Annotated in this window: 23 protein-coding genes and 2 tRNA genes; 12 read left to right on the top strand and 13 right to left on the bottom strand. The window is 27.2% G+C overall.

From position 1 onward, the window contains the following. Positions 1–60: 60 nt before the first annotated feature. The gene (locus CLV39_RS06335) at positions 61–2,040 is read right to left on the bottom strand and encodes a M3 family metallopeptidase (RefSeq protein WP_121923399.1); all 1,980 of its coding nucleotides are present in this window, start codon (positions 2,038–2,040) and stop codon (positions 61–63) included. 79 nt (positions 2,041–2,119) lie between these two features. Between CLV39_RS06335 and CLV39_RS06330 the strand changes: the two genes are divergently transcribed. Continuing rightward, positions 2,120–3,262: an FIST N-terminal domain-containing protein gene (locus CLV39_RS06330; RefSeq protein ID WP_121923398.1), complete on the top strand. Its 1,143-nt coding sequence runs from the start codon at positions 2,120–2,122 to the stop codon at positions 3,260–3,262. Then, positions 3,259–3,870, top strand: coding sequence for a GGDEF domain-containing protein (locus CLV39_RS06325; protein ID WP_121923397.1), 612 nt, complete (start codon positions 3,259–3,261; stop codon positions 3,868–3,870). The genes CLV39_RS06330 and CLV39_RS06325 overlap by 4 nt, the downstream gene beginning before the upstream one ends. Here the strand turns inward: CLV39_RS06325 and CLV39_RS06320 are convergent. From CLV39_RS06320 to CLV39_RS06290, 8 genes are all read right to left on the bottom strand, one after another. Beyond that, complete coding sequence (locus tag CLV39_RS06320) at positions 3,856–4,812, bottom strand: dihydroorotate dehydrogenase (protein ID WP_121923396.1); 957 nt, start codon at positions 4,810–4,812, stop codon at positions 3,856–3,858. The genes CLV39_RS06325 and CLV39_RS06320 overlap by 15 nt on opposite strands. 11 nt (positions 4,813–4,823) lie before the next feature. After that, positions 4,824–5,837, bottom strand: a complete 1,014-nt coding sequence (locus CLV39_RS06315; protein ID WP_121923395.1) for an aspartate-semialdehyde dehydrogenase — start codon at positions 5,835–5,837, stop codon at positions 4,824–4,826. Positions 5,838–5,883: 46 nt separating this feature from the next. After that, on the bottom strand, positions 5,884–6,384 hold the full coding sequence (locus tag CLV39_RS06310; RefSeq protein ID WP_121923394.1) for a DUF2628 domain-containing protein: 501 nt from the start codon (positions 6,382–6,384) through the stop codon (positions 5,884–5,886). A gap of 192 nt (positions 6,385–6,576) precedes the next feature. Continuing rightward, positions 6,577–6,651 (bottom strand) — tRNA-Glu (locus tag CLV39_RS06305). Between the two features lie 6 nt (positions 6,652–6,657). Continuing rightward, positions 6,658–6,730 (bottom strand) — tRNA-Lys (locus CLV39_RS06300). A gap of 67 nt (positions 6,731–6,797) precedes the next feature. Beyond that, positions 6,798–7,100 carry a hypothetical protein gene (locus tag CLV39_RS06295; protein ID WP_121923393.1) on the bottom strand — a complete coding sequence of 101 codons (303 nt, stop codon included), beginning with the start codon at positions 7,098–7,100 and terminating at the stop codon, positions 6,798–6,800. Positions 7,101–7,135: 35 nt separating this feature from the next. After that, positions 7,136–7,267, bottom strand: a complete 132-nt coding sequence (locus CLV39_RS08830; RefSeq protein WP_281271978.1) for a hypothetical protein — start codon at positions 7,265–7,267, stop codon at positions 7,136–7,138. A gap of 42 nt (positions 7,268–7,309) precedes the next feature. Further along, positions 7,310–7,495: a hypothetical protein gene (locus CLV39_RS06290; RefSeq protein WP_121923392.1), complete on the bottom strand. Its 186-nt coding sequence runs from the start codon at positions 7,493–7,495 to the stop codon at positions 7,310–7,312. A gap of 152 nt (positions 7,496–7,647) precedes the next feature. Between CLV39_RS06290 and CLV39_RS06285 the strand changes: the two genes are divergently transcribed. From CLV39_RS06285 to truD, 6 genes are read left to right on the top strand one after another with little or no spacing between them, the layout of a single operon-like run. Then, positions 7,648–7,965, top strand: coding sequence for a substrate-binding domain-containing protein (locus CLV39_RS06285; protein WP_121923391.1), 318 nt, complete (start codon positions 7,648–7,650; stop codon positions 7,963–7,965). Further along, positions 7,905–8,360 (top strand): PhnD/SsuA/transferrin family substrate-binding protein, encoded by a 456-nt coding sequence (locus CLV39_RS06280; RefSeq protein ID WP_121923390.1) that lies wholly within the window; start codon positions 7,905–7,907, stop codon positions 8,358–8,360. Before CLV39_RS06285 ends, CLV39_RS06280 begins: the two co-directional genes overlap by 61 nt. A 35-nt stretch (positions 8,361–8,395) precedes the next feature. Then, on the top strand, positions 8,396–8,593 hold the full coding sequence (locus CLV39_RS06275) for a YgaP family membrane protein (RefSeq protein ID WP_342769309.1): 198 nt from the start codon (positions 8,396–8,398) through the stop codon (positions 8,591–8,593). After that, the gene (gene ruvX, locus CLV39_RS06270; RefSeq protein ID WP_342769308.1) at positions 8,584–9,009 is read left to right on the top strand and encodes a Holliday junction resolvase RuvX; all 426 of its coding nucleotides are present in this window, start codon (positions 8,584–8,586) and stop codon (positions 9,007–9,009) included. Before CLV39_RS06275 ends, ruvX begins: the two co-directional genes overlap by 10 nt. After that, entirely contained in the window at positions 9,006–9,947 is a 942-nt protein-coding gene (gene mltG / locus CLV39_RS06265; protein WP_121923388.1) for an endolytic transglycosylase MltG, read from the top strand. The genes ruvX and mltG overlap by 4 nt, the downstream gene beginning before the upstream one ends. A 10-nt stretch (positions 9,948–9,957) precedes the next feature. Then, positions 9,958–10,827 (top strand): tRNA pseudouridine(13) synthase TruD, encoded by an 870-nt coding sequence (gene truD / locus CLV39_RS06260; protein ID WP_245960337.1) that lies wholly within the window; start codon positions 9,958–9,960, stop codon positions 10,825–10,827. Here truD and CLV39_RS06255 read toward each other — a convergent pair. From CLV39_RS06255 to dnaK, 3 genes are all read right to left on the bottom strand, one after another. After that, positions 10,792–12,129 carry an ArsB/NhaD family transporter gene (locus tag CLV39_RS06255; RefSeq protein ID WP_121923386.1) on the bottom strand — a complete coding sequence of 446 codons (1,338 nt, stop codon included), beginning with the start codon at positions 12,127–12,129 and terminating at the stop codon, positions 10,792–10,794. The two genes, truD and CLV39_RS06255, sit on opposite strands and share 36 nt — an antisense overlap. 12 nt (positions 12,130–12,141) lie before the next feature. Next, entirely contained in the window at positions 12,142–12,876 is a 735-nt protein-coding gene (locus tag CLV39_RS06250) for a hypothetical protein (RefSeq protein ID WP_121923385.1), read from the bottom strand. 109 nt (positions 12,877–12,985) lie between these two features. After that, positions 12,986–14,875: a molecular chaperone DnaK gene (gene dnaK / locus CLV39_RS06245; protein WP_121923384.1), complete on the bottom strand. Its 1,890-nt coding sequence runs from the start codon at positions 14,873–14,875 to the stop codon at positions 12,986–12,988. A 134-nt stretch (positions 14,876–15,009) separates the two neighbouring features. Here dnaK and CLV39_RS06240 point away from each other — a divergent pair, with 134 nt between their 5' ends. The 4 genes from CLV39_RS06240 to CLV39_RS06225 all read left to right on the top strand — a co-directional run bounded on the left by CLV39_RS06240 (position 15,010) and on the right by CLV39_RS06225 (position 18,919). Next, the gene (locus CLV39_RS06240; RefSeq protein WP_121923383.1) at positions 15,010–15,510 is read left to right on the top strand and encodes a hypothetical protein; all 501 of its coding nucleotides are present in this window, start codon (positions 15,010–15,012) and stop codon (positions 15,508–15,510) included. 12 nt (positions 15,511–15,522) lie between these two features. Continuing rightward, the gene (locus tag CLV39_RS06235; protein WP_121923382.1) at positions 15,523–17,202 is read left to right on the top strand and encodes a DEAD/DEAH box helicase; all 1,680 of its coding nucleotides are present in this window, start codon (positions 15,523–15,525) and stop codon (positions 17,200–17,202) included. A gap of 84 nt (positions 17,203–17,286) precedes the next feature. Then, positions 17,287–18,081: a nucleoside triphosphate pyrophosphohydrolase gene (gene mazG / locus CLV39_RS06230; RefSeq protein ID WP_121923381.1), complete on the top strand. Its 795-nt coding sequence runs from the start codon at positions 17,287–17,289 to the stop codon at positions 18,079–18,081. Then, positions 18,008–18,919: an MBL fold metallo-hydrolase gene (locus CLV39_RS06225; protein WP_245960336.1), complete on the top strand. Its 912-nt coding sequence runs from the start codon at positions 18,008–18,010 to the stop codon at positions 18,917–18,919. Before mazG ends, CLV39_RS06225 begins: the two co-directional genes overlap by 74 nt. Here the strand turns inward: CLV39_RS06225 and CLV39_RS06220 are convergent. Next, the gene (locus CLV39_RS06220; protein ID WP_121923379.1) at positions 18,916–19,401 is read right to left on the bottom strand and encodes a peroxiredoxin; all 486 of its coding nucleotides are present in this window, start codon (positions 19,399–19,401) and stop codon (positions 18,916–18,918) included. The two genes, CLV39_RS06225 and CLV39_RS06220, sit on opposite strands and share 4 nt — an antisense overlap. Positions 19,402–19,452 lie beyond the last annotated feature (51 nt).

Raw genomic sequence — 19,452 nt, 5'->3', positions numbered from 1 at the left:
ATTATAAAAGCAAGCACCATACTCCATATAAAAATCTGTTCAATAAGATCATGAGACATTTTAATTTCCTCCCTTTATTCCAGAAAGTCTTAAAAGAGCATCTATATCTGGTTTTCTACCTGCAAATTTTTCAAAAAGTTCCATTGCTGGCCTACTTCCACCTTTTGTCAAAATTTCTTCATAAAAGCTTTCTGCAACATCATCATTATAAATACCATTATCTACAAACATAAAATATGCATCTGCAGATAAAACTTCTGCCCATTTGTAGCTATAATATCCTGCTGCATATCCTCCGGCAAATATATGTCCAAAAGACCACTGGAATTTATTGTATTTAGGAGGTTTTATTACTGCTACTTCTTCTCTTACCTTGTTAAGTATTTCTTGAACATCTTTTGCAGTATATTTATCCATATGGATTAATATATCAAATAGTCCAAACTCAAGCTGTCTTACCATAGCAAGTGCTGATTGGAAATTTTTTGCTTTATTTAATTTTTCTATTAGCTCGTCAGGAAGAGGTTCTCCTGTTTTGTAATGTTTTGCAAAACTTTTTAATACTAAAGGCTCATATGCAAACTTTTCTAAAAACTGAGATGGAAACTCTACTGCATCCCATTCTACACCTGATATACCACTTACAAAAGGTTCCTTAACTTCACTTACAAGATGTTGAAGTGCATGTCCCATTTCATGAAATAATGTTTCAACATCATAAGGTCTTAATAGTGAAGGGGTTTTATCTGTTTTTGGTGCAAAATTTGCAACTATAAATGCTATCGGATAAAGTTTTTCTCCTTCTGAGGTTTCATGGTGTACTACCCATTCATCCATCCAAGCTCCATCTCTTTTTCCTTTTCTTGCTTCTAAATCAAGATAAAGCCTTCCAATTAGGTTTCCTTTTCTGTGTATATGATAAACGAGGACAGAAGGATGCCATACAGGTACATCTACTTTTTCAAACTCAAGTTTGAAAAGTTTATTTAAAAAGCTAAAGAGTCCATTAACTACATTTTCTTTTTCAAAATATGGTTTATAAAGCTCATCACTTATACCAAATTTTTCTTTTTTTAGTTTTTCTGAATAATATGCAAAATCATAGGCTTGAACATCATCATTTAATCCCAATTTTTTAGCAAACTGATTTAATTCTTCATACTCTTTTTCTGCTTGAGGTTTACTTTTTTTAGCAAGTTCTCTTAGGAATTCAATAACTTCTTCCGGAGATTGTGCCATTTTTTTCTTTAATGAAAGCTCTGCATAGTTCTTAAATCCAAGAAGTTTTGCTTTTTCATGTCTTAAAGCAAGTATTTCCTCTAAAACTTTGTCATTTTCTGGAGCCCTTGTAGTATATGCTTTGTAAAGTTCTTCTCTTTTTTGTCTATTTGAGCCATAAGTCATATATGCAATATAAGATGGCTGTTGAAGTGTAAATCTATAAACTGTTTTTCCATCTTTTTCTATTTTTGCTGATTCTAAATCTGATTTTGGAAGTTCTTTTATATCTTCAAAATCTTCTATAATCATTTCGTAAGAATTTGTAGCATTTAAAAGATTTTGAGCAAACTGATTACTTAGTTGTGAAAGTTTGATATTAAGCTCTTTTACTTTATTTCTTTTTTCTTCTTCAAGTCCTACCCCTGCAAGTTCAAAATCCGTAATTATATCTTCTAAAACCTTTTTTTGCTCTTGATTTAAACTATCTTTTTCTTTCTCATAAATTTCTTTAAATGCTTTATAAATATCTTCATTTTGTTCAAGCTCTGTTTGATACTGGGTTAAGACTGGTAAAAGTTCTGTATAAGCTTTTTGAGTGTTTTCTGAGTTATTAACATAATTAAGATGAGCTATAGGTGTAAATAGGATACCAAGCTTAACTTGTAAATCTTGATAAGGTTTTACAAAATTTTTATATGTTTTTTCTTTTATTTGTAAAAGCTGTTTTATTTTTTCTTTATTCTCTTTTATCTGTTTTAAAACTTTCTCTTTTTGCTCGTTAATATTTTCATCTGTAATAGTAAATTCTGGGAATATCATTTTACCTCCTTAAACTTGCAAATTTTTAAAAATATACTTATATATTAACTTTAAGTTAATTTTATCATAGGTAATTTAATTGAAAGCAAGAGTTTTTAAAAGCAATAAAAAAACTTTATTATTCGCATTAGAAGAATTGAAAGAAAACATAAAAAACTCTTTTAAAGATTATGATTTTCTTTTATTTGCTATATCTCCTAATTATGATTATAACTATATAAATCATTACATAAAAAAAGTTTTTGAAACTGATAATTATGTAGCTTTTCATGCTATAGATGCTTTTTGTGATAATGAAATTGTAGAAGGGGTTTCTGTAGCTGTTTTTAAGTTTGAGAATAAGGGAAAAATAAAAATATTCTATATTGAAGATATAGATAATAAAGATTCTTTAATAAAGACTGCAGAATATCTAAATAATAATACTGATAAATTACATATAATTTTAGCAGGATTAGGTAATAAAAAGAAAACAGGAACTTTTATTGAAGAACTTTCTGAATATTTAAATTATTCTCCTATAAACAATATAATAGGTGGGATATCTTCAGGATATAAAAAAAACAATGAGGTTCTTACTTATCAATTTATAGACAACAAAATAATTAAAAATGGTTTTGTAATACTATCTTTTGAGAATATAGAATTTGCAATAGATATAGCTCTTGGTTTTAAACCTTATGGAATTACTTATACTATAGAAAAAGCTGAAGGCTATAAGCTATTTTCAGTAGATGATGGAAAAAGTTTCGTAAAAATTGCTAAATCCTTTTTTAGAGGTATTGATAATCCAAAAACTGAGTATTTATGGTATTGCCCTATTTATATATTAGATGATAAAGAAGGATATGTTGCTAAATTAAGAACAATAGCAGATTTAAAAGAAGATTATGTAGAGTTTTATGGTCCTTTAAAAGATAGACAAAGATTTAAACTTTCTTTTGCAACAGCTGATGATTTATTAAAAGCAGATAAAACAAGTGCTTTAAAAGTAAATGAAAAAATTAATGGTTTATCAGAAATTATTTTTAATTTTTCATGTATTGCAAGACAATATGTATTAGAAGACAAACAAACTCAAGAAATTGAAACTTATACTTCTATTTTAAACTCACATCTTTTTGGATTTTTTACTTTTGGAGAAATAGGTCCTGATAAATATTTTAAAAAACTAAAATTTTATAATGAAACATCTTTAATATTGGCTATGAGGGAAAAATGAGAGAAGAAATAAAAATAAAGATTTTAGAAAATTTGCTTGAAGAAATAACTAAAAGATATGATTATTTTATATCAAAACAAGAAGAAAAGTATAAAGAAACTTATGAAAAAGCAGTAAAAGATAGTCTTACAGGGCTTTACAATAGATTTTATTTTCTTGATACTTTGAGAAGAAGTATAATAAGAACAAAAAGAAAAAGAAAAAGAGAGAAGGTTTTTATTATTTTTGTAGATTTAGATAACTTTAAACCTATAAATGATTATTTTGGACATATTGAAGGAGATAAAGTTTTAAAAGAAGTAGCCAAAATATTAAAAGAAAATTTTAGAGAATATGATATAGTTTCAAGATTTGGAGGAGATGAATTTTTAGTTTTATTCGTAGGTGAAGAACTTCCTATAGATAGAGTAGAAAAAATAAAAAAAATAGTAGAAGATAAATTTAAAAAATATCATCTTTCATTTAGCTATGGAATTTCTGTTTACCCAGATGATATAAAAGAAAAAAATTTATATACTGATAATATTATAAAAAAACTTTTAAAAATAGCAGATGAAAGAATGTATAAAATGAAAGAAGAAAAAAAAGAAAAATCAAGAAATACTTAATTTATGAGCTTTGCCAACTAATTGTAAAATATGTTCATATCCTTTTTTGTTTAAATGTTTTCTTAGCCCTTCAATTACTTTTAATGGAGAATAAGGATCATAAAAGTTTGCAGTTCCTATCTGAATAGCTACTGCACCTGCTAAAAAATGCTGTAAAGCATCTTCAGTAGTTGTAATACCACCAACACCAATTATTGGTACAAAAGAGCCATACTTTTCAAAAACTTGATAAATCATTCTTACTGCTACTGGTAAAATTGCAGGTCCTGAAAGTCCTCCTGTTTTTGTAGCAAGGATTGGTTGTTCTTTTTCTACATCTATAGCCATTCCAAGAAGAGTATTTATTAGCACTAATCCATCTGCTTTTGCCTCTATGCAAGCATTAGCAGTATCTCTTATATCTGTAATATTAGGACTTAATTTTACTAAGATTGGTTTATCTGTTATTTGTTTTAATTTATAAACAAGATTGTAAAGGGTTTCAGGATCAGAGCCAAATGCTATACCACCTTTTTTTACATTAGGGCAAGAAACATTTAACTCTAATGCATGAACTCCATCTGTTTTATTTAGAAAATCTGCAACTTTTAAATATTCTTCTTCATCTTCACCAAAAACATTTGCAATGATTATTGTGTCATATTTTTTTAATTTTGGAAGTATATTTTCTGCAAAATATTTCACTCCCGGATTTTGAAGGCCTATAGAATTAAGCATTCCAGCAGGAGTTTCTACAATTCTTTGAGGAGGATTTCCTGTCCTTGGCTCATAAGATAAACCTTTTACAACAACTGCTCCAAGTTTTGAAATATCATAAAGATTTTCTGCAACTTCAAGACCATAAGAAAAACATCCAGAAGCAGTCCACACAGGATTTTTAAATTTTATTCCAAAAAGCTCATAAGAAAGGCTATCTTCTAAAGGTTTTACTATTTGAGACAAAATTTACTCCTTTAAACTAAATTATATTTAATAAGAAGCTCTGCTATTTGTACTGCATTTGTAGCGGCACCTTTTCTTAAATTATCTGCAACTATCCACATAGCAATTCCATTATCAAATGCTAAATCTTTCTTAATTCTTCCTACAAAAACTTCATCTTTACCATCTGCATTTATAGGCATTGGATATATATTATTGAAAGGATCATCTTCTACTATAACTCCTGGAGCATTTCTTAAAATCTCTCTTGTTTCTTCTACTGTAATTGGCTTTTCTGTTTCAATTACAACACTTTCACTATGGCCATTAAAAACAGGTACCCTTGCACAAGTAGGAGAAACTTTAATGTCTGGAGCATGCATTATTTTTCTTGTTTCATTAACCATTTTCATCTCTTCTTTTGTATGAAGATTATCTAAGAATACATCTATATGAGGTATTACATTAAAAGCTATATGATTTGGTAAAGCTTCAGGTTTATAATCTTCACCTTTAAGTTTTGCTTCAGTTTCCTTTCTTAAATCTTCTATAGCTTTAGCACCTGCACCTGATACTGCTTGATATGTAGAAACTATTATTCTTTTTATATTTTTTTCTTTATGTATAGGATATAATGCTACAACCATTTGAATTGTTGAACAGTTTGGATTTGCTATTATCCCTTTATGCCATTTTACATCTTCAGGATTTACTTCAGGTACTACTAATGGTACATTTTCATCCATTCTCCAGGCAGAAGAGTTATCCACCACAATGGCTCCTTTTTCTACTGCTATAGGAGCCCATTTTTTACTTGTAGAACCACCTGCTGAAAATAAAGCTATATCTATATTATCAAAGCTTTCAGGTTTTACTTCTTCTATTTTATATTTTTCACCTTTAAATTCTACTTCTTTTCCTGCAGAACGAGCAGATGCAAGAAGTTTTAAATTATTGATAGGAAAATCTCTTTCTTCTAAAACTTTAAGCATTACCTTACCGACGGCACCTGAAGCACCAAGAATAGCCACATTATATTTTCTCACTATTTACTCCTCTTTTATGATTGAACTATAAAATTATATTAAACATTTAAAAATTTGTATACGAATAAGGTTGATGCATTACTAAAGCGTTTATAAGCAACATTATTATAATCCATACAAATATAGCTATAAATAATGCTATAAATGAGCCTAAAACAGATGTTCCTCCTGCTTTTAATACTTCTTCTTGAAATTTAGATTCTTCTGGAAAAGCAATTTTTAATTCAGTAAGTTTATTATATGTAAATTTTCCATATAGATAATTTCCAATCATACCAAGGCCAATCCAAAGAGCTAAACTTATAAAAAGACCAAGGATTGGTATTATAGTAAAGATGGTTAATAATACAAATATAAAACTATATAAATACATTTTTCTATATCCAAGCCACATAACACCAAACAAGAATGCAGACCAATTCCAAGATATTTTAGAATTTTTAGATGCTAAAAGTCTCCATTTTGCAAGATAATAATCAGAATTTTTCTGCACGAAATCTTTTATAATTTCTTCACTAAACTCTTCTAAAAGCTTTCTTATTTCCATTTAACTCCCTCTTTATATCTTCCTACTTTTAATTTTAATGTTATTTTATCATTGCTCTAATAAATTATTCTTATTTAAATTTTGAAGGTTTAGTTTTACATAATAGAATAACTAATGAAATAGACATTATTTATTAGATTTTTTTATTGGCTGAAGTTTGAAATTTTTAATCAAAATATTAGAAAAAATAAATGCCCCCGACGGGATTCGAACCCGTGTCGCCGGCGTGAAAGGCCGGTGTCCTAGGCCTGGCTAGACGACGGGGGCATACTATGAGCCGCCCGGGGATCGAACCCGGGACCACCGGTTTAAAAGACCGGTGCTCTACCGACTGAGCTAGCGGCTCAAATCAAGGATAAAAAATATAACACTTCATATTAAATTTGTCAATTATTTGGTAAGATGTTCTAAAATTAAGCAATCAAAAATAAAAATAAGGTAGTAATAAGAAAGAAAAAAATAACTAAAAGATACATATTATAAATGGCAAAAACAGCTAAACCCATTTTCTTAGCTATTTCTTGATTTTTTACACTAAAGTGGGATCCTAATTTCTGTTTTATATTACCAAATAAACTCTCTATTAAATATCTATACCTACCAAAATTATTCCAGCCTTCTTTTGATTTTTTCCTTAATGGATGTTTTACATTTATCCTAAATGTTTCTTTTACTCTAATATCTAATTCTATTCCTGATTTTGCTATATCTTCCATTATCAAATCCTTTGTCTGCTATAAAGGAATAAACTTTAATTAGGGTATATATCATCAAAACTAAAACCTGTTCCATCTGCTATAAGATAAGAGACTTTTTTCTTTATCTTTTTTTTTATGATTATTGCTGTTTTGTGTATTATTTTTTGTAATAAACTTTTTGGCAAAGTCTTTACCCTATAATGATATACAGATAATGATGGTAATTTTTATATTATATCTTTTGTTTCTTCTAATACTTCTCTATATGAATATCCTTTTAGAATTTGGTATAGAAATATTGATATAATTAAATAGTCTGGATATTCTTTTGGTCTTCCTTTCCCTTTTTTCTCTTTTTTGCTTTTTTCTCTTAGTATTGATTTAGTTATTTTAATTATTTTTTTGAATTTCAATCTAGTTCTTCTTATTTTTATTCCCTCCTACTTTTAGTTTTTATCTTTATTTTACATCTGACTCTATATTTTTAGAACACCTTTATGATAAAATTGCTTAAACTAGAAAAAGTAGTATTATATTTATTATAAATTTTCTTTATGGGGGTAAAATGAAAAATATTAATGTAGGCATCTGCCCACATGATTTAAATCCTAAAATACTTCCAGATTGGATAGAATTCTTTATATACCTATCTAAAAAAACACGAGCTCATTTCTCACCTTCTATATGTCTGGATTTTGAGTGTTTTTACCAACTGTTCCCAAAAATTCAGTTTGCATATGCAAATCCACTAGATTCATTAAAATTAGAAAGAGAAAGAGAATTTATTCCAGTAGCAGGTGATGACAAATATGATGAAGTTATATTTATATCAAGAAAAGGAGAAAAAATAAAAGATATATCAGGGGAAAAATTGCTACAGTAAAAGGTCAATTTACCACTTTTTTAGGCTTAAAAACCTTTAAAGAAAAAGGAATAAATGATTTTGAAATAGTTTACAAAAATTCTTGGCAAACTGTAATAAATTCTGTTGTAAAAGGAGAAGTAGATATAGGATTTGTGCATGCTGGTTTTTACGATAATTTATCTTTTTCTTCAAAAGTAGATGTTGAAGAATTTTACAGAAGCAATTTTCAAAGATTTTCCCATCTATTTATGATTGATCCTAATGAAAAAGAATTAAGAAGTAAAATTCTTGATGTCCTGTTAAACTTAGATGAAAAGGGAAAAGAATTAGCTCAAAAACTACATGCTCATGAATTTTATGAAGTGTCATCATTAGATGAACTTAAAAAAGTTGTTGAAAATGCCAACTTATAATGATATTTTAATTTAAAAAATTTTAGGAGGGTTAGCTGATAGCATTTTGGGACGCAGTAATAAGAGTTTTAATAGGTGCAATTTTGATTTGGCTTGGTATTGAAAAAGGTGGTGTTTTTGTTATTGGTTATTTTGTAGGTTTAATACTTATTTTGACTGCTATTATTTCATTTTGTCCTTTATACAAATTAGCTGGAATTTCTACAAAATGTGAGGGTGAAGGCTGTCAATAATTAAAGATAGAATTTTAGCTCTTGATGTTGGAGATAAAAGAATTGGGGTTGCAGTAAGCGACCCTTTTGGTTTTTCAGGAACGCCTCTTGGTATTATTCAAAATAATGAAAAAGCTTTTGAAAAAATTAAAGAATATATAAATCAGTATAAACCTAAAAAAATAATTATAGGACTTCCTCTTACTTTAAAAGGAGAAGAAGGAGAGCAAGCGAAAAAAACAAAAGCATTTGCAGAAAAATTAAAAGAGAAAATACCAGATATAGATATAGTTTTTGAAGATGAAAGATTTACAACTTCAATAGCTGAAGAAAGATTATCCTTAGCAGTTAAAAACAAGAAAAAAATGAAGAAAAAATTAGATAGTGTTTCTGCAGTTGTGATTTTAGAAAGTTATTTGTCTAAAAATCCATTATGAAAAGATTTTTAATTTTCTTAATTATATTAACAATTCCTGCTTTTTTTTATATTTTCCATATAAAAAAGCCAGTAAATTCTACAATATTAATAAAAAAAGGTGATAATTTATTTAAAATTGCAGACAATCTAAAAAATAAAGATATAATTTCTTCAAAAATTTTATTTTTAATATATTCTAAAATTAGAAATAAACCTTTAAAAGCAGGCTATTATGAATTTAAAGGAGATTACTCTATCTCTGATGTTTGGTATGTTTTGTATAAAGGAAAAGAGAAATTAGTAAAAATTACAATAAATGCAGGAAATAATTTATTTGATATTGCAAAAAAATTAGAAAATAAAGGAATAATAAAAAAAGATACTTTTTTAAAATATGCTTTTGATAAAGATTTTTTAAAAAGTATAGGGATAGATAAACCTTCATTTGAAGGATATATTTATCCAGATACTTATTATATTTCTAAGATTTCTGATGTAGAAGAAATTTTTAATATGTTTTTCAATAGATTTAAAAAAGAATACAAAGAATTTAATATTAATGATGAAAAATTTTACAAATATATGATTGTAGCTTCACTTATTGAAAAAGAATCTTCTAAAGAAGATGAAAAAAGAATAATAGCAGGAATAATATACAAAAGACTTAAAATGAAAATGCCGATACAGATAGATGCTTCAAACATATATGGTTTAAAGCTAAAAGGTTATGAGTATATTAATATTACAAAACAGATATATAAAATAGATTCACCGTTCAATACTTATAAACATTATGGACTTCCACCAACACCTATTTGTAATTTTTCAAAAAAAAGCTTTTATGATGCAATAAATCCAGCAAAAACAGATTATTTATATTATTTTTCAAAAGATGGTAAAACACATATTTTTTCTAAAACATACAAAGAACATTTAAGAAAGTTAAAAAATTTTTAAGAGGAAAAAGTTGTATAAAATAAAACAAAAACCTGAATTTTTTATTGTTTCAGAAGTAGCACAGCATAAGATAAATAAAGATGGAAATTTTTTTCTTTATCTTTTAATAAAAAGAAATATGAACACCTTAGATATAGCTAAAAAATTAGATCTATCTTATGCAGGACTAAAAGATAAACAAGCTATTACTTTTCAGTATGTAAGTAGTAAAAAGGATTATGGAGATATTTATAAAGAAAAGCAGATAGATAGTTTTTTTATTTTAAAAAAGATTGGTAAGATAAACAAAAAAATAAAAATAGGAATGCTTGAAGGGAATTTTTTTAGTATAAAATTAGATAAAAAACCAGAAAAAAGAATAGATTATTTTATAAATTATTATGATTTTCAAAGAATAAAGCCTTATAACATCCAAAAAGGAAAAGAACTTTTATTTTTAGAAAGAAAATTAAATAAAAAAGAAAACTTTTTTGTAGATGCTTATATTTCTTATTTATGGAATAAATCTTTAAAATTATTTTTGAAAGAAAATTTTGAAGGAAAAGAGATTGATTTTAAAGATATTAAACTATTTATTCCGAAAGATATTGATTTAAATAAATTACCAAAATTTTGGACTATTCTTGGATATAAAGCAAAGTTAGAAAATTCTAAAATTTATTATGAGAATGTTATAAAAGAAGAAGGTTTTGAATTTGAAGAATTTATAGAAATATTAAAGAAAAAAAGAATAAAAGGCGATTATAGAAGGACTTACGAAAAAGCCAAAAACTTAAAAATTCAAAATAATTGGATTTCTTTTTATTTAAAAAAAGGAGCCTATGCAACAATGCTCCTACGATTTTTATATGCCAAAAATAGCATATTTAGCATAAAGTAAAGCAAGAGCAAATATCACTGTAACTATTGTTACTGGAGTTCCCATTTTTAAAAAGTCAACAAATTTGATAGGATATCCTTCTCTTTCTGAAAGTCCTGCTGCAACAACATTAGCAGATGCTCCAATTATTGTTAAGTTTCCTCCTAAGCAAGCACCTAATGCAAGAGCCCACCATAAAGGCTCAGTATCCCAACTTACAGTTTTACCAAAATCTATTAATACATTAGCCATAGCCATTGTAAATGGAATATTATCAACAATACCAGATATTATTGCAGATAAACTACCAAGTATTAATATTCCTGACATTGAGTCTTTCAGCAAATTAGATGTAGCATGAGCAACCTGTTCAAAAACTCCTGTATGTTCCATACCTCCAATTACTATAAAAAGGCCAACAAAGAACATTAAAGTAGTCCATTCTACTCTTGAGAATATCTCTTCAGGGTCTTCTCTTGTCCATAACAATAATATAGATGCCATAAATAAAGCTATAGTACCTGCTTCTAAATGAAGTACATGATGTAGGAAAAATAAAAGTATTGTGATACCAAAAACTATTAATCCTTTTCTCATTAATGATACATCGTATTCTGCTTTTTGCTCTGATATAAGCTTCTCTATCTCTTTTTGATCTGTTATTTGAGTTTTTAAATCTCCTCTTATTTTCATATATAAAACAAATACTATTGTTCCAACAATATGAGTAAGAACAATAATAGGAGCAATATTAACTATAAAATCCATAAATGTGAAATGTCCAAGAGAACCGATAATAATATTAGGAGGATCACCTATTAATGTTGCTGTACCTCCTATATTAGAAGCTAAAACAGTTGCTATCACATAAGGAACAGGTTTTAGATTTAGTTTTCTTGTTAAACCAATAAGAATAGGTATCATAAATAATACAGTTGTAACATTATCTAAGAAAGCAGATAAAAAGGCTGTAAGGGTTGAAAATGTTATAAGAATTTTCAAAGGATCACCTTTTGTTATCTGAAGAGCTTTTAAAGATAAAATAGAAAAAAATCCACTTTCAATTAAAACAGAAACAATAATCATCATTCCAAGTAATAAAAATATAGTATTATGATCAATAGAGTGCCAAGCATCTGTCGGAGATAGTATTCCTATAAATACAGCTAAAAATCCTCCAAATAAAGCTGCAGGAACTCTGTGAAAAAATCTTTCTAAAATTATCATTGCATAAGTTCCAATAAAAATAGCTACAGATAAAGTTGTAAGGAGACCATGTGTTACTGGTATTCCAAAAACTTCAAGAAGAGTATGATGTGTCATTTTTATCTCCTTTTATATTATTCCTATAGAAATTTCTATATTTTCTATATAATGGGAAACATCTTTTAAACTTTGAGATATGATTGCTAAATCAAATTTATTTTCTATCATATAATAAGGAATTACTCTTTTAGGTTCTCCTTCTAATATTTTTAATTTTGCATTTTTACCTTCTAATGCTTTTGCTAATGTTTCCTTTATTTTTTCTATTTTTTCTTCTTTCATAGACTTTATTATCTCTTTTGCTTCTTTTTCTGTATGGGTCTTTTTTAAAGCATATTCATAATATTCTTCATGGAAAGAAAATATATACTCTATTTCCGAATCAAAAAATTTTGAAATCTTATAAGAGTCTTTAATAAAATTAGTAAAATCAAAGTCATCAGGAAAATCTATAACTACGCCTATTTTAGTTATGTTTTCTATAGATGGATCTAAAAATAAAAATTTTTGATTTTTATAGGCTTGAGCTAACTTTATATATTCAGGTTTAGTAAAGATCATTTTGAAAGGATCTAATCTATCTTTATGGAAAACTATTATATCTGGATTTTCTTTTTCTAAGATATTATTAATTGTTTCAAAAAGATCTTCTGAGACAAATGTAGCACTATCAAATTTTAAATCTTTTTTTAAAGTATATATTTTTAACTGGATATTTTTTTTATTTTTTAATTTTTCTAAAAAAGAATATATCTTTTCATCTTCTTCATTTTTTAAAATTAGAATAACTTTTTTAATTTCCATTATAATCCCCTATATAAAAAAAGCTTTTTAATATTTTCGGAAGGGGATTATTTAAGTTTAGTATGAATTTAAAATAAAAAAATAAGGGGCTTTTAGTAGCCCCTTTTCATTATTGAACTTCTGGATCTATTATGTCATCATCTTTTTTGTTTTCATTTGTTTGAGATCCTGCTTGTGATCCTGCTTGTTGTCCTGATTGATATAGTTTTGTACCTATTTTATTAGTTACAGATGTGATCTTTTCTATAGCTGCTTGAATTTTTTCCTTATCATTTGTAGCTAAAGCTTCTTTTGCTTCTTTTATAGCCTCTTCAGCTTCTTTTACTTCAGATTCTTCTAGTTTAGCTTTATTTTCATTTATTGTTTTTTCAAGGCTATATGTAATTGCATCTAACTGATTTTTAAGCTCAACAATTTCTTGGAATTTCTTATCTTCTTCTTCATGTTTTTTAGCTTCTTCAATAATTTTATTAATCTCTTCTTCAGTTAAACCTGAAGATGGTTGAACTGTTAAAGATTGGCTTTTTCCTGTTGCTTTATCTGTTGCAGTTACATGAAGTATTCCATCTGCATCAATATCAAAGCAAACTTCTATTTGTGGTACGCCTCTTGGTGCTGGAGGAATATCTGTAAGTACAAATCTACCAAGAGATTTATTTTCTTTAGCCATTTTTCTTTCACCTTGGAGAACATGTATCTCAACTTGAGTTTGGTTATCTGCTGCAGTTGTAAATATTTCACATTTTTTAGTAGGTATTGGAGTATTTCTTGGAATTAAAGTAGTCATTACTCCACCAAGTGTTTCTATACCAAGAGATAAAGGAGTAACATCTATTAATAAAACATCTTTAACTTCTCCTGCAAGAATTCCACCTTGTATTGCTGCACCAACAGAAACAACTTCATCTGGGTTAACACCTTTGTGAGGTTCTTTTCCAAAGAATTCTTTTATTTTTTGTTGTACAAGAGGAATTCTTGTTGAACCACCAACTAAAACAACATCATCTATCTCTTGTGGTGTTAATTTTGCTGCTTCAAGAGTTCTTTTTACTATTTCCATAGTTCTATCAATTAAATCTTTTATCATCTCTTCAAGACGAGCTCTTGTTAATTTCTTTTCAAGGTGTAAAGGCTGTTTGCTTTCTGGATCTATTGTAATAAATGGAAGATTAATATCTGTTTCCATTTTAAATGAAAGCTCTTTTTTAGCTTGTTCTGCTGCTTCTTTTAATCTTTGGAAAGCTGTTTTATCTTCTCTTAAGTCTATTCCATGTTCTTTTTTGAACTCATCAACAAGCCAGTTTATAATTCTTGCATCAATATCAGAACCACCTAAGTGAGTATCTCCATCTGATGCTTTAACTTCTATTACTCCATCTCCACCTTCAAGTATAGATACATCAAATGTACCACCACCAAAGTCATAAACTAAGATTTTTACATCAGATTTTTTATCAAGACCATAAGCTAACGCTGCTGCTGTAGGCTCATTAATAATTCTTTTTACTTCAAGTCCTGCTATTTTACCTGCATCTTTTGTTGCTTGTCTTTGTCTTTCATTAAAGTATGCTGGTACTGTAATTACTGCTTCTGTAACTGGTTCTCCAAGATAGCTTTCTGCTGCTTCTTTTAATTTTTTGAGAACTTGTGCTCCAACTTCTTCAGGTCTTACTATCTTTCCAGCATTTGGCACATCAAATGCAGCATCACCTTTATCATCTGCTACAACTTTGTAAGGTACATACTTAATTTCTTCTTTAACTTCGTCAAACTTTCTTCCTATGAATCTTTTTGATTCATAGATTGTGTTTTGAGGGTCTAATACTGCTCTTCTTTTTGCAGGCTCTCCAACAAGGATTTCTCCTTCTTTTGTCCAAGATACTACTGATGGAGTTGTTCTTGCTCCTTCTTGGTTTTGGATAACTACAGGTTCCCCTCCTACCATTACAGAAACAACAGAGTTAGTTGTTCCAAGGTCTATTCCAATTACTTTTCCCATTTATAATCCTCCTATTTTTGTTTTTTATACATATTATAATTTACAACTTTAGTCTATATTTGTCAAGATTTTTTATATAAAACTTATAAAATTATAAATATAAAGAATAAAAACAATAAACCGAAAAAAATTTTATGAGAATTGCATTTATTGATTTTAAAGAGCTTAATAATACTGTAAAAGCAGGAATTTTATTAACAGATGAACATACTAAACCTATAGAGTTTAGAACAACAACAAATATTAATATAGATGAACTTCAAAGAATTTTATATGGTGAGTCTTTAAAAGAAGTTTTATATAAAGAAAGATTTGCAGTAGATTTAGCAAATTCATTAAAAGAGGATTTTGATATTCTATTAACAAAAGAAAAAAATATACTATCTATAAGAAAAGAGATAGGAAAACCAGTTGGATATATAAGAAAATTTGATCCTTTCAAAGCTTTAGATAAACATAGCCATAAAATAGTTAATTTAGCAGGAAAGTTTGAACCTCTGGTGCTTACTATTTCAAAAGAAGATGAAAAAAATTTATATATTTTTTCTAAAAATTTACAAAAAATATATAAAAATTTTAATCTTTTGGAACCTTTTGAAAGAGTTAAAAAAGCTCTTGAGTATTTATCAACTTAAGAGGATAAGGTAATGATAACATTAATTGAAGAATATAATGTAAAAGATCTAAACAAAGAAGATACAGTAGTATTTTTTAATAATACTGTTGAAATTTCTGAAAATTTAGTTAAAAAGATAGATAAATATCAGATTTTTGGTAAAGTATTTAAGCAAAATGAAGGCTTTAATCTGAAGGATTTAAAAGAAAAAGAAAACAATAAAATAAAAAAAAGCAGTGTAAAAAATATATCCATTTTTGATTTATTAATTCCTGTTTTAAATCCTGAAATAAATTTTGATATTCCTCAAGAAATATCTTTCCCTTATAAGCTATATAACTATCAAGTGTATGGCGTTAAATTTTTACTTTCTAATAAGTCAGCCCTTCTTGCAGATCAGATGGGGACCGGTAAAACTGTACAATCAACAACTGCCATTAGAATTTTATTTATAAAAGGATTAATTAAAAAAGCTTTAATAGTTGCTCCTTCTTCTTTACTTTCAGTTTGGGAACAACATATAAAATTATGGGCTCCTGAACTTCAATATATATTGATTAATGAAAAAAGAGATATTAGGAAAATATTATTTAATACAAAAGCACATGTTTATATAATCTCATATGATACTTTAAAAAATGATTATAAAAATGAAAAAGAAATTTTAGATAAATTTTCTACAGATTTAGATCTTGTTTTATTAGATGAAGCACATAACATAAAAAATCCTGATGCTTTAAAAACTAAAGCAGTTTTATTTGTAAGTAGATTTTCAAAATATAGATGGGCTCTTACAGGAACGCCAATCCAAAACAATCTAAAAGAATTTTTATCTCTTTATAAATTTTTATTTCCTGATAAAGATTTACCTAAGGATTTAACAGAAGAAGAGGCTTCTGCTTTAATTAAACCTATAATGCTTAGAAGATTAAAAAAAGATGTTTTAAAAGATTTACCAGATAAAATGCCACCTATAATAGAAAAGTTATCACTTTCCCCTTCACAAAGACAAGAGTATGAACATATATTAGGAATAGAACAAGAAAAAATTAGTAATCTTATTGATAAGCATAAAGATAGTAAAAAGTTTAAATTTATCTTAAAACAAAATCTAATCCATTCAATCCAAAGATTAAGACAAATATGTAATTTCCCATCTTCTTCTTTAGAGAGTCCTAAAATGGAAAGATTAAAAGAAATTGTTCTTGAACTAATTGAAAATAAAGAAAAAGTAGTAATTTTTACAAATTTTTATAAATATGGAATAGAAAGAATTGCTAAAAGTTTATCAAACGAGATAGGAAAAGATGCCATAGCTTTATTTTATGGAAATATGAGTCAAAAAGAGAGAAAAAAATCTATTAGAAAATTCAAAGAAGATGAAAACTGTTTTGTTTTTCTTGGTACCGTAGGTTCTGCTGGAGAAGGATTAACATTAACAGAAGCAAGTTATGCAATATTTTTTGATATGCATTGGAATCCTGCCAAAATGTGGCAAGCAGAAGATAGAATCCATAGAATAGGCCAAAAAAATAAAGTAATAATCCATACTCTTATAACAAAAGATACCATAGAGGAAAATATTCTAAAAAAAGTAGAAGAAAAGAAAAAATTAATAAATAATGTGGTAGATGGCGTTAAACATAAAATTACTGAAGAAGATATATCTATAGATTCACTTCTTGAAATAATTGGTTTAGGAAAATCTTAATATAAACTTTTGTATATCTAGTATTTGTATATCTAATAAAAATATCTTATATTGTAAGAAAAAAACTTTTTTATAGAGGTAAATATGGACTGTAGAGAAGAAGGCAAAAATTTTCAAAGATTAGTAGATATATATGAAAAGATAAGAAGAGAATGTCCTTGGGATAAAGAGCAAACAAATAAATCTATAAAAAATAACTTAATAGAAGAAGCATATGAACTTTTAGAAGCAATAGAAAAAGACGATGACAAAGAAATGATAGAAGAACTTGGAGATGTTTTGCTACAAGTAGTTTTCCATAGTCAGATAAAAAAAGATGAAGGAAAATTTGATATAAATGATGTAATAAACCATTTAATAGATAAACTTATATATAGACATCCTCATGTTTTTGGAGAAAAAGAAACAAAAGATGTAGAATCTGTATTAAAACAATGGGATAAACTTAAAGAAAAAGAAAAAAAGAGGGAATCTATATTAGATGGAATTCCCAAAAGAATGCCTGCTTTACAAAGAGCTCAAAAGGTACAAAATAAAGCAGCAAAAGTTGGATTTGATTGGAAAGATATAAATCAGATACTAAATAAAGTAGAAGAAGAAATAAAAGAGTTAAAAGAAGCAAAGACAAAAGAAGAAATAAAACATGAATTTGGTGATATTTTAATTGCCCTTGTAAACTTAGGAAGACATCTATCAATAGATGCAGAAGAAGCTTTACATGAAGCAACAGATAGAATGGTAAGTAGATTTCAATATATTGAGAAAAAGGCTAAAGAACAAGGAAAAAAATTAGAGGATATGTCCCTTGAAGAAATGGATAAATATTGGGAAGAAGCCAAATCTATTGAACTTAATAATAAGCTTAGAGAAAATAGATAAAGGTTATGCTTTATATAAGAAGTTTTATCTTAATGAAAATAGCCTTTTATATAAACAGATCAGATATTGTTTAAATCATAATATAAATTTTATTGCAAATCTTGGCCATTCTTCTTTCTTCATATATTATGAAGGAATAAAAATACTAACTGATCCATTTTTAAGCCCTCATATTTTTGGTATAAAAAGGCAAAAACCAGCAATAATTCCTCAATTACTTCCTCAGATAGATTATATATTAATATCCCATGCCCATTATGATCATTTAGATACAAGAACTTTAAGAAGATTACATAGAGAATCTACAATTATTCTTCCAGAGAACTGTAAACCTGTTCTTAGAAATATGTATTTTAAAGAGATAGTAGAACTAAAACATTTTGAAATATATAAAAACAATAATATAGAAATTATTTCATTACCTGTAAAACATAATAAAGGACGCTCTTTACTTTTCCCAAATACAGAAACTTCCAGTTATATTTTTAAAATAAAAGAAAAAACCTTTTATTTTGCAGGAGATACTGCTTATTTTGAAGGATTTAAAGATTATGGTAAAGATTTTGATATAGATTATGCTTTTTTACCTATAGGTGGTTATGAACCAAGATTTTTACTTAAAAATGTTCATATGAATCCTCAAGAAGCTGTTCAAGCCTTTTTAGATTTAAAAGCAAAATATATAATTCCTATCCATTTTGGAACTTTCCATTCTATTCCAAGATTTGTAAAAGTAGAAGCACCTTTAAAAAAATTCAAAGAAGAGATAAAAAAAAGAAATTTGGAAAACAGGGCAATAATAATTGCCCCAAATGAAATAGAAATAGATTTTTGTTAACTATTTAATTTTTCAAGTTCTTGTATTACCTTAGCAACATGCCCTTTAGCTTTTACATTTCTCCATTTTTTAACTATTTTTCCATCAGGAGAAATAATATATGTAGAGCGGATAACACCAACAGTTGTTTTACCATACATTTTCTTTTCTCCATAAGCATCATATGCTTGTAAAACTTTCTTCTCAGGATCAGATAAAAGATAAAAATTAAGGTTATATTTTTCTTTAAATTTTTTATGGCTTTCTATACTATCCGGGCTAACCCCTGCAACAACAGCTTTATCTCCAATAGCATTTAGATTATCCCTAAAATCACAAGCTTCAGTAGTACAACCAGGTGTATTATCCTTTGGATAAAAATATAAAACAAGATATTTACCTTCAGATAAAAGATCCTTTAAGCATATCTCTTTTTCTTCACCATCAGGGGTTAAACCTGGAAGGCAAAATTCTGGAGCTTTTTGTCCTTCTTCTATAGTCATTTTAATTTCCTCCTAAGTTAAATTTTTATTTAAGAATATAATAATATATTA

The sequence above is a fragment of the Hydrogenothermus marinus genome (genome assembly GCF_003688665.1).
GTDB classification, from domain to species: Bacteria; Aquificota; Aquificia; order Aquificales; family Hydrogenothermaceae; genus Hydrogenothermus; species Hydrogenothermus marinus.
This window is presented reverse-complemented; position numbering and strand designations above follow the sequence as displayed.

What these genes read in the sequence shown, in the direction of transcription:
- CLV39_RS06220 (WP_121923379.1), bottom strand. Translation starts at nt 19,401, where the DNA reads ATGACTATAGAAGAAGGACAAAAAGCTCCAGAATTTTGCCTTCCAGGT.
- CLV39_RS06295 (WP_121923393.1), bottom strand. Translation starts at nt 7,100, where the DNA reads ATGGAAGATATAGCAAAATCAGGAATAGAATTAGATATTAGAGTAAAA.
- dnaK (WP_121923384.1), bottom strand. Translation starts at nt 14,875, where the DNA reads ATGGGAAAAGTAATTGGAATAGACCTTGGAACAACTAACTCTGTTGTT.
- mazG (WP_121923381.1), top strand. Translation starts at nt 17,287, where the DNA reads ATGGACTGTAGAGAAGAAGGCAAAAATTTTCAAAGATTAGTAGATATA.
- CLV39_RS06250 (WP_121923385.1), bottom strand. Translation starts at nt 12,876, where the DNA reads ATGGAAATTAAAAAAGTTATTCTAATTTTAAAAAATGAAGAAGATGAA.
- CLV39_RS06310 (WP_121923394.1), bottom strand. Translation starts at nt 6,384, where the DNA reads ATGGAAATAAGAAAGCTTTTAGAAGAGTTTAGTGAAGAAATTATAAAA.
- CLV39_RS06285 (WP_121923391.1), top strand. Translation starts at nt 7,648, where the DNA reads ATGAAAAATATTAATGTAGGCATCTGCCCACATGATTTAAATCCTAAA.
- CLV39_RS06335 (WP_121923399.1), bottom strand. Translation starts at nt 2,040, where the DNA reads ATGATATTCCCAGAATTTACTATTACAGATGAAAATATTAACGAGCAA.
- CLV39_RS06325 (WP_121923397.1), top strand. Translation starts at nt 3,259, where the DNA reads ATGAGAGAAGAAATAAAAATAAAGATTTTAGAAAATTTGCTTGAAGAA.
- CLV39_RS06255 (WP_121923386.1), bottom strand. Translation starts at nt 12,129, where the DNA reads ATGACACATCATACTCTTCTTGAAGTTTTTGGAATACCAGTAACACAT.
- CLV39_RS06240 (WP_121923383.1), top strand. Translation starts at nt 15,010, where the DNA reads ATGAGAATTGCATTTATTGATTTTAAAGAGCTTAATAATACTGTAAAA.
- mltG (WP_121923388.1), top strand. Translation starts at nt 9,006, where the DNA reads ATGAAAAGATTTTTAATTTTCTTAATTATATTAACAATTCCTGCTTTT.
- CLV39_RS06235 (WP_121923382.1), top strand. Translation starts at nt 15,523, where the DNA reads ATGATAACATTAATTGAAGAATATAATGTAAAAGATCTAAACAAAGAA.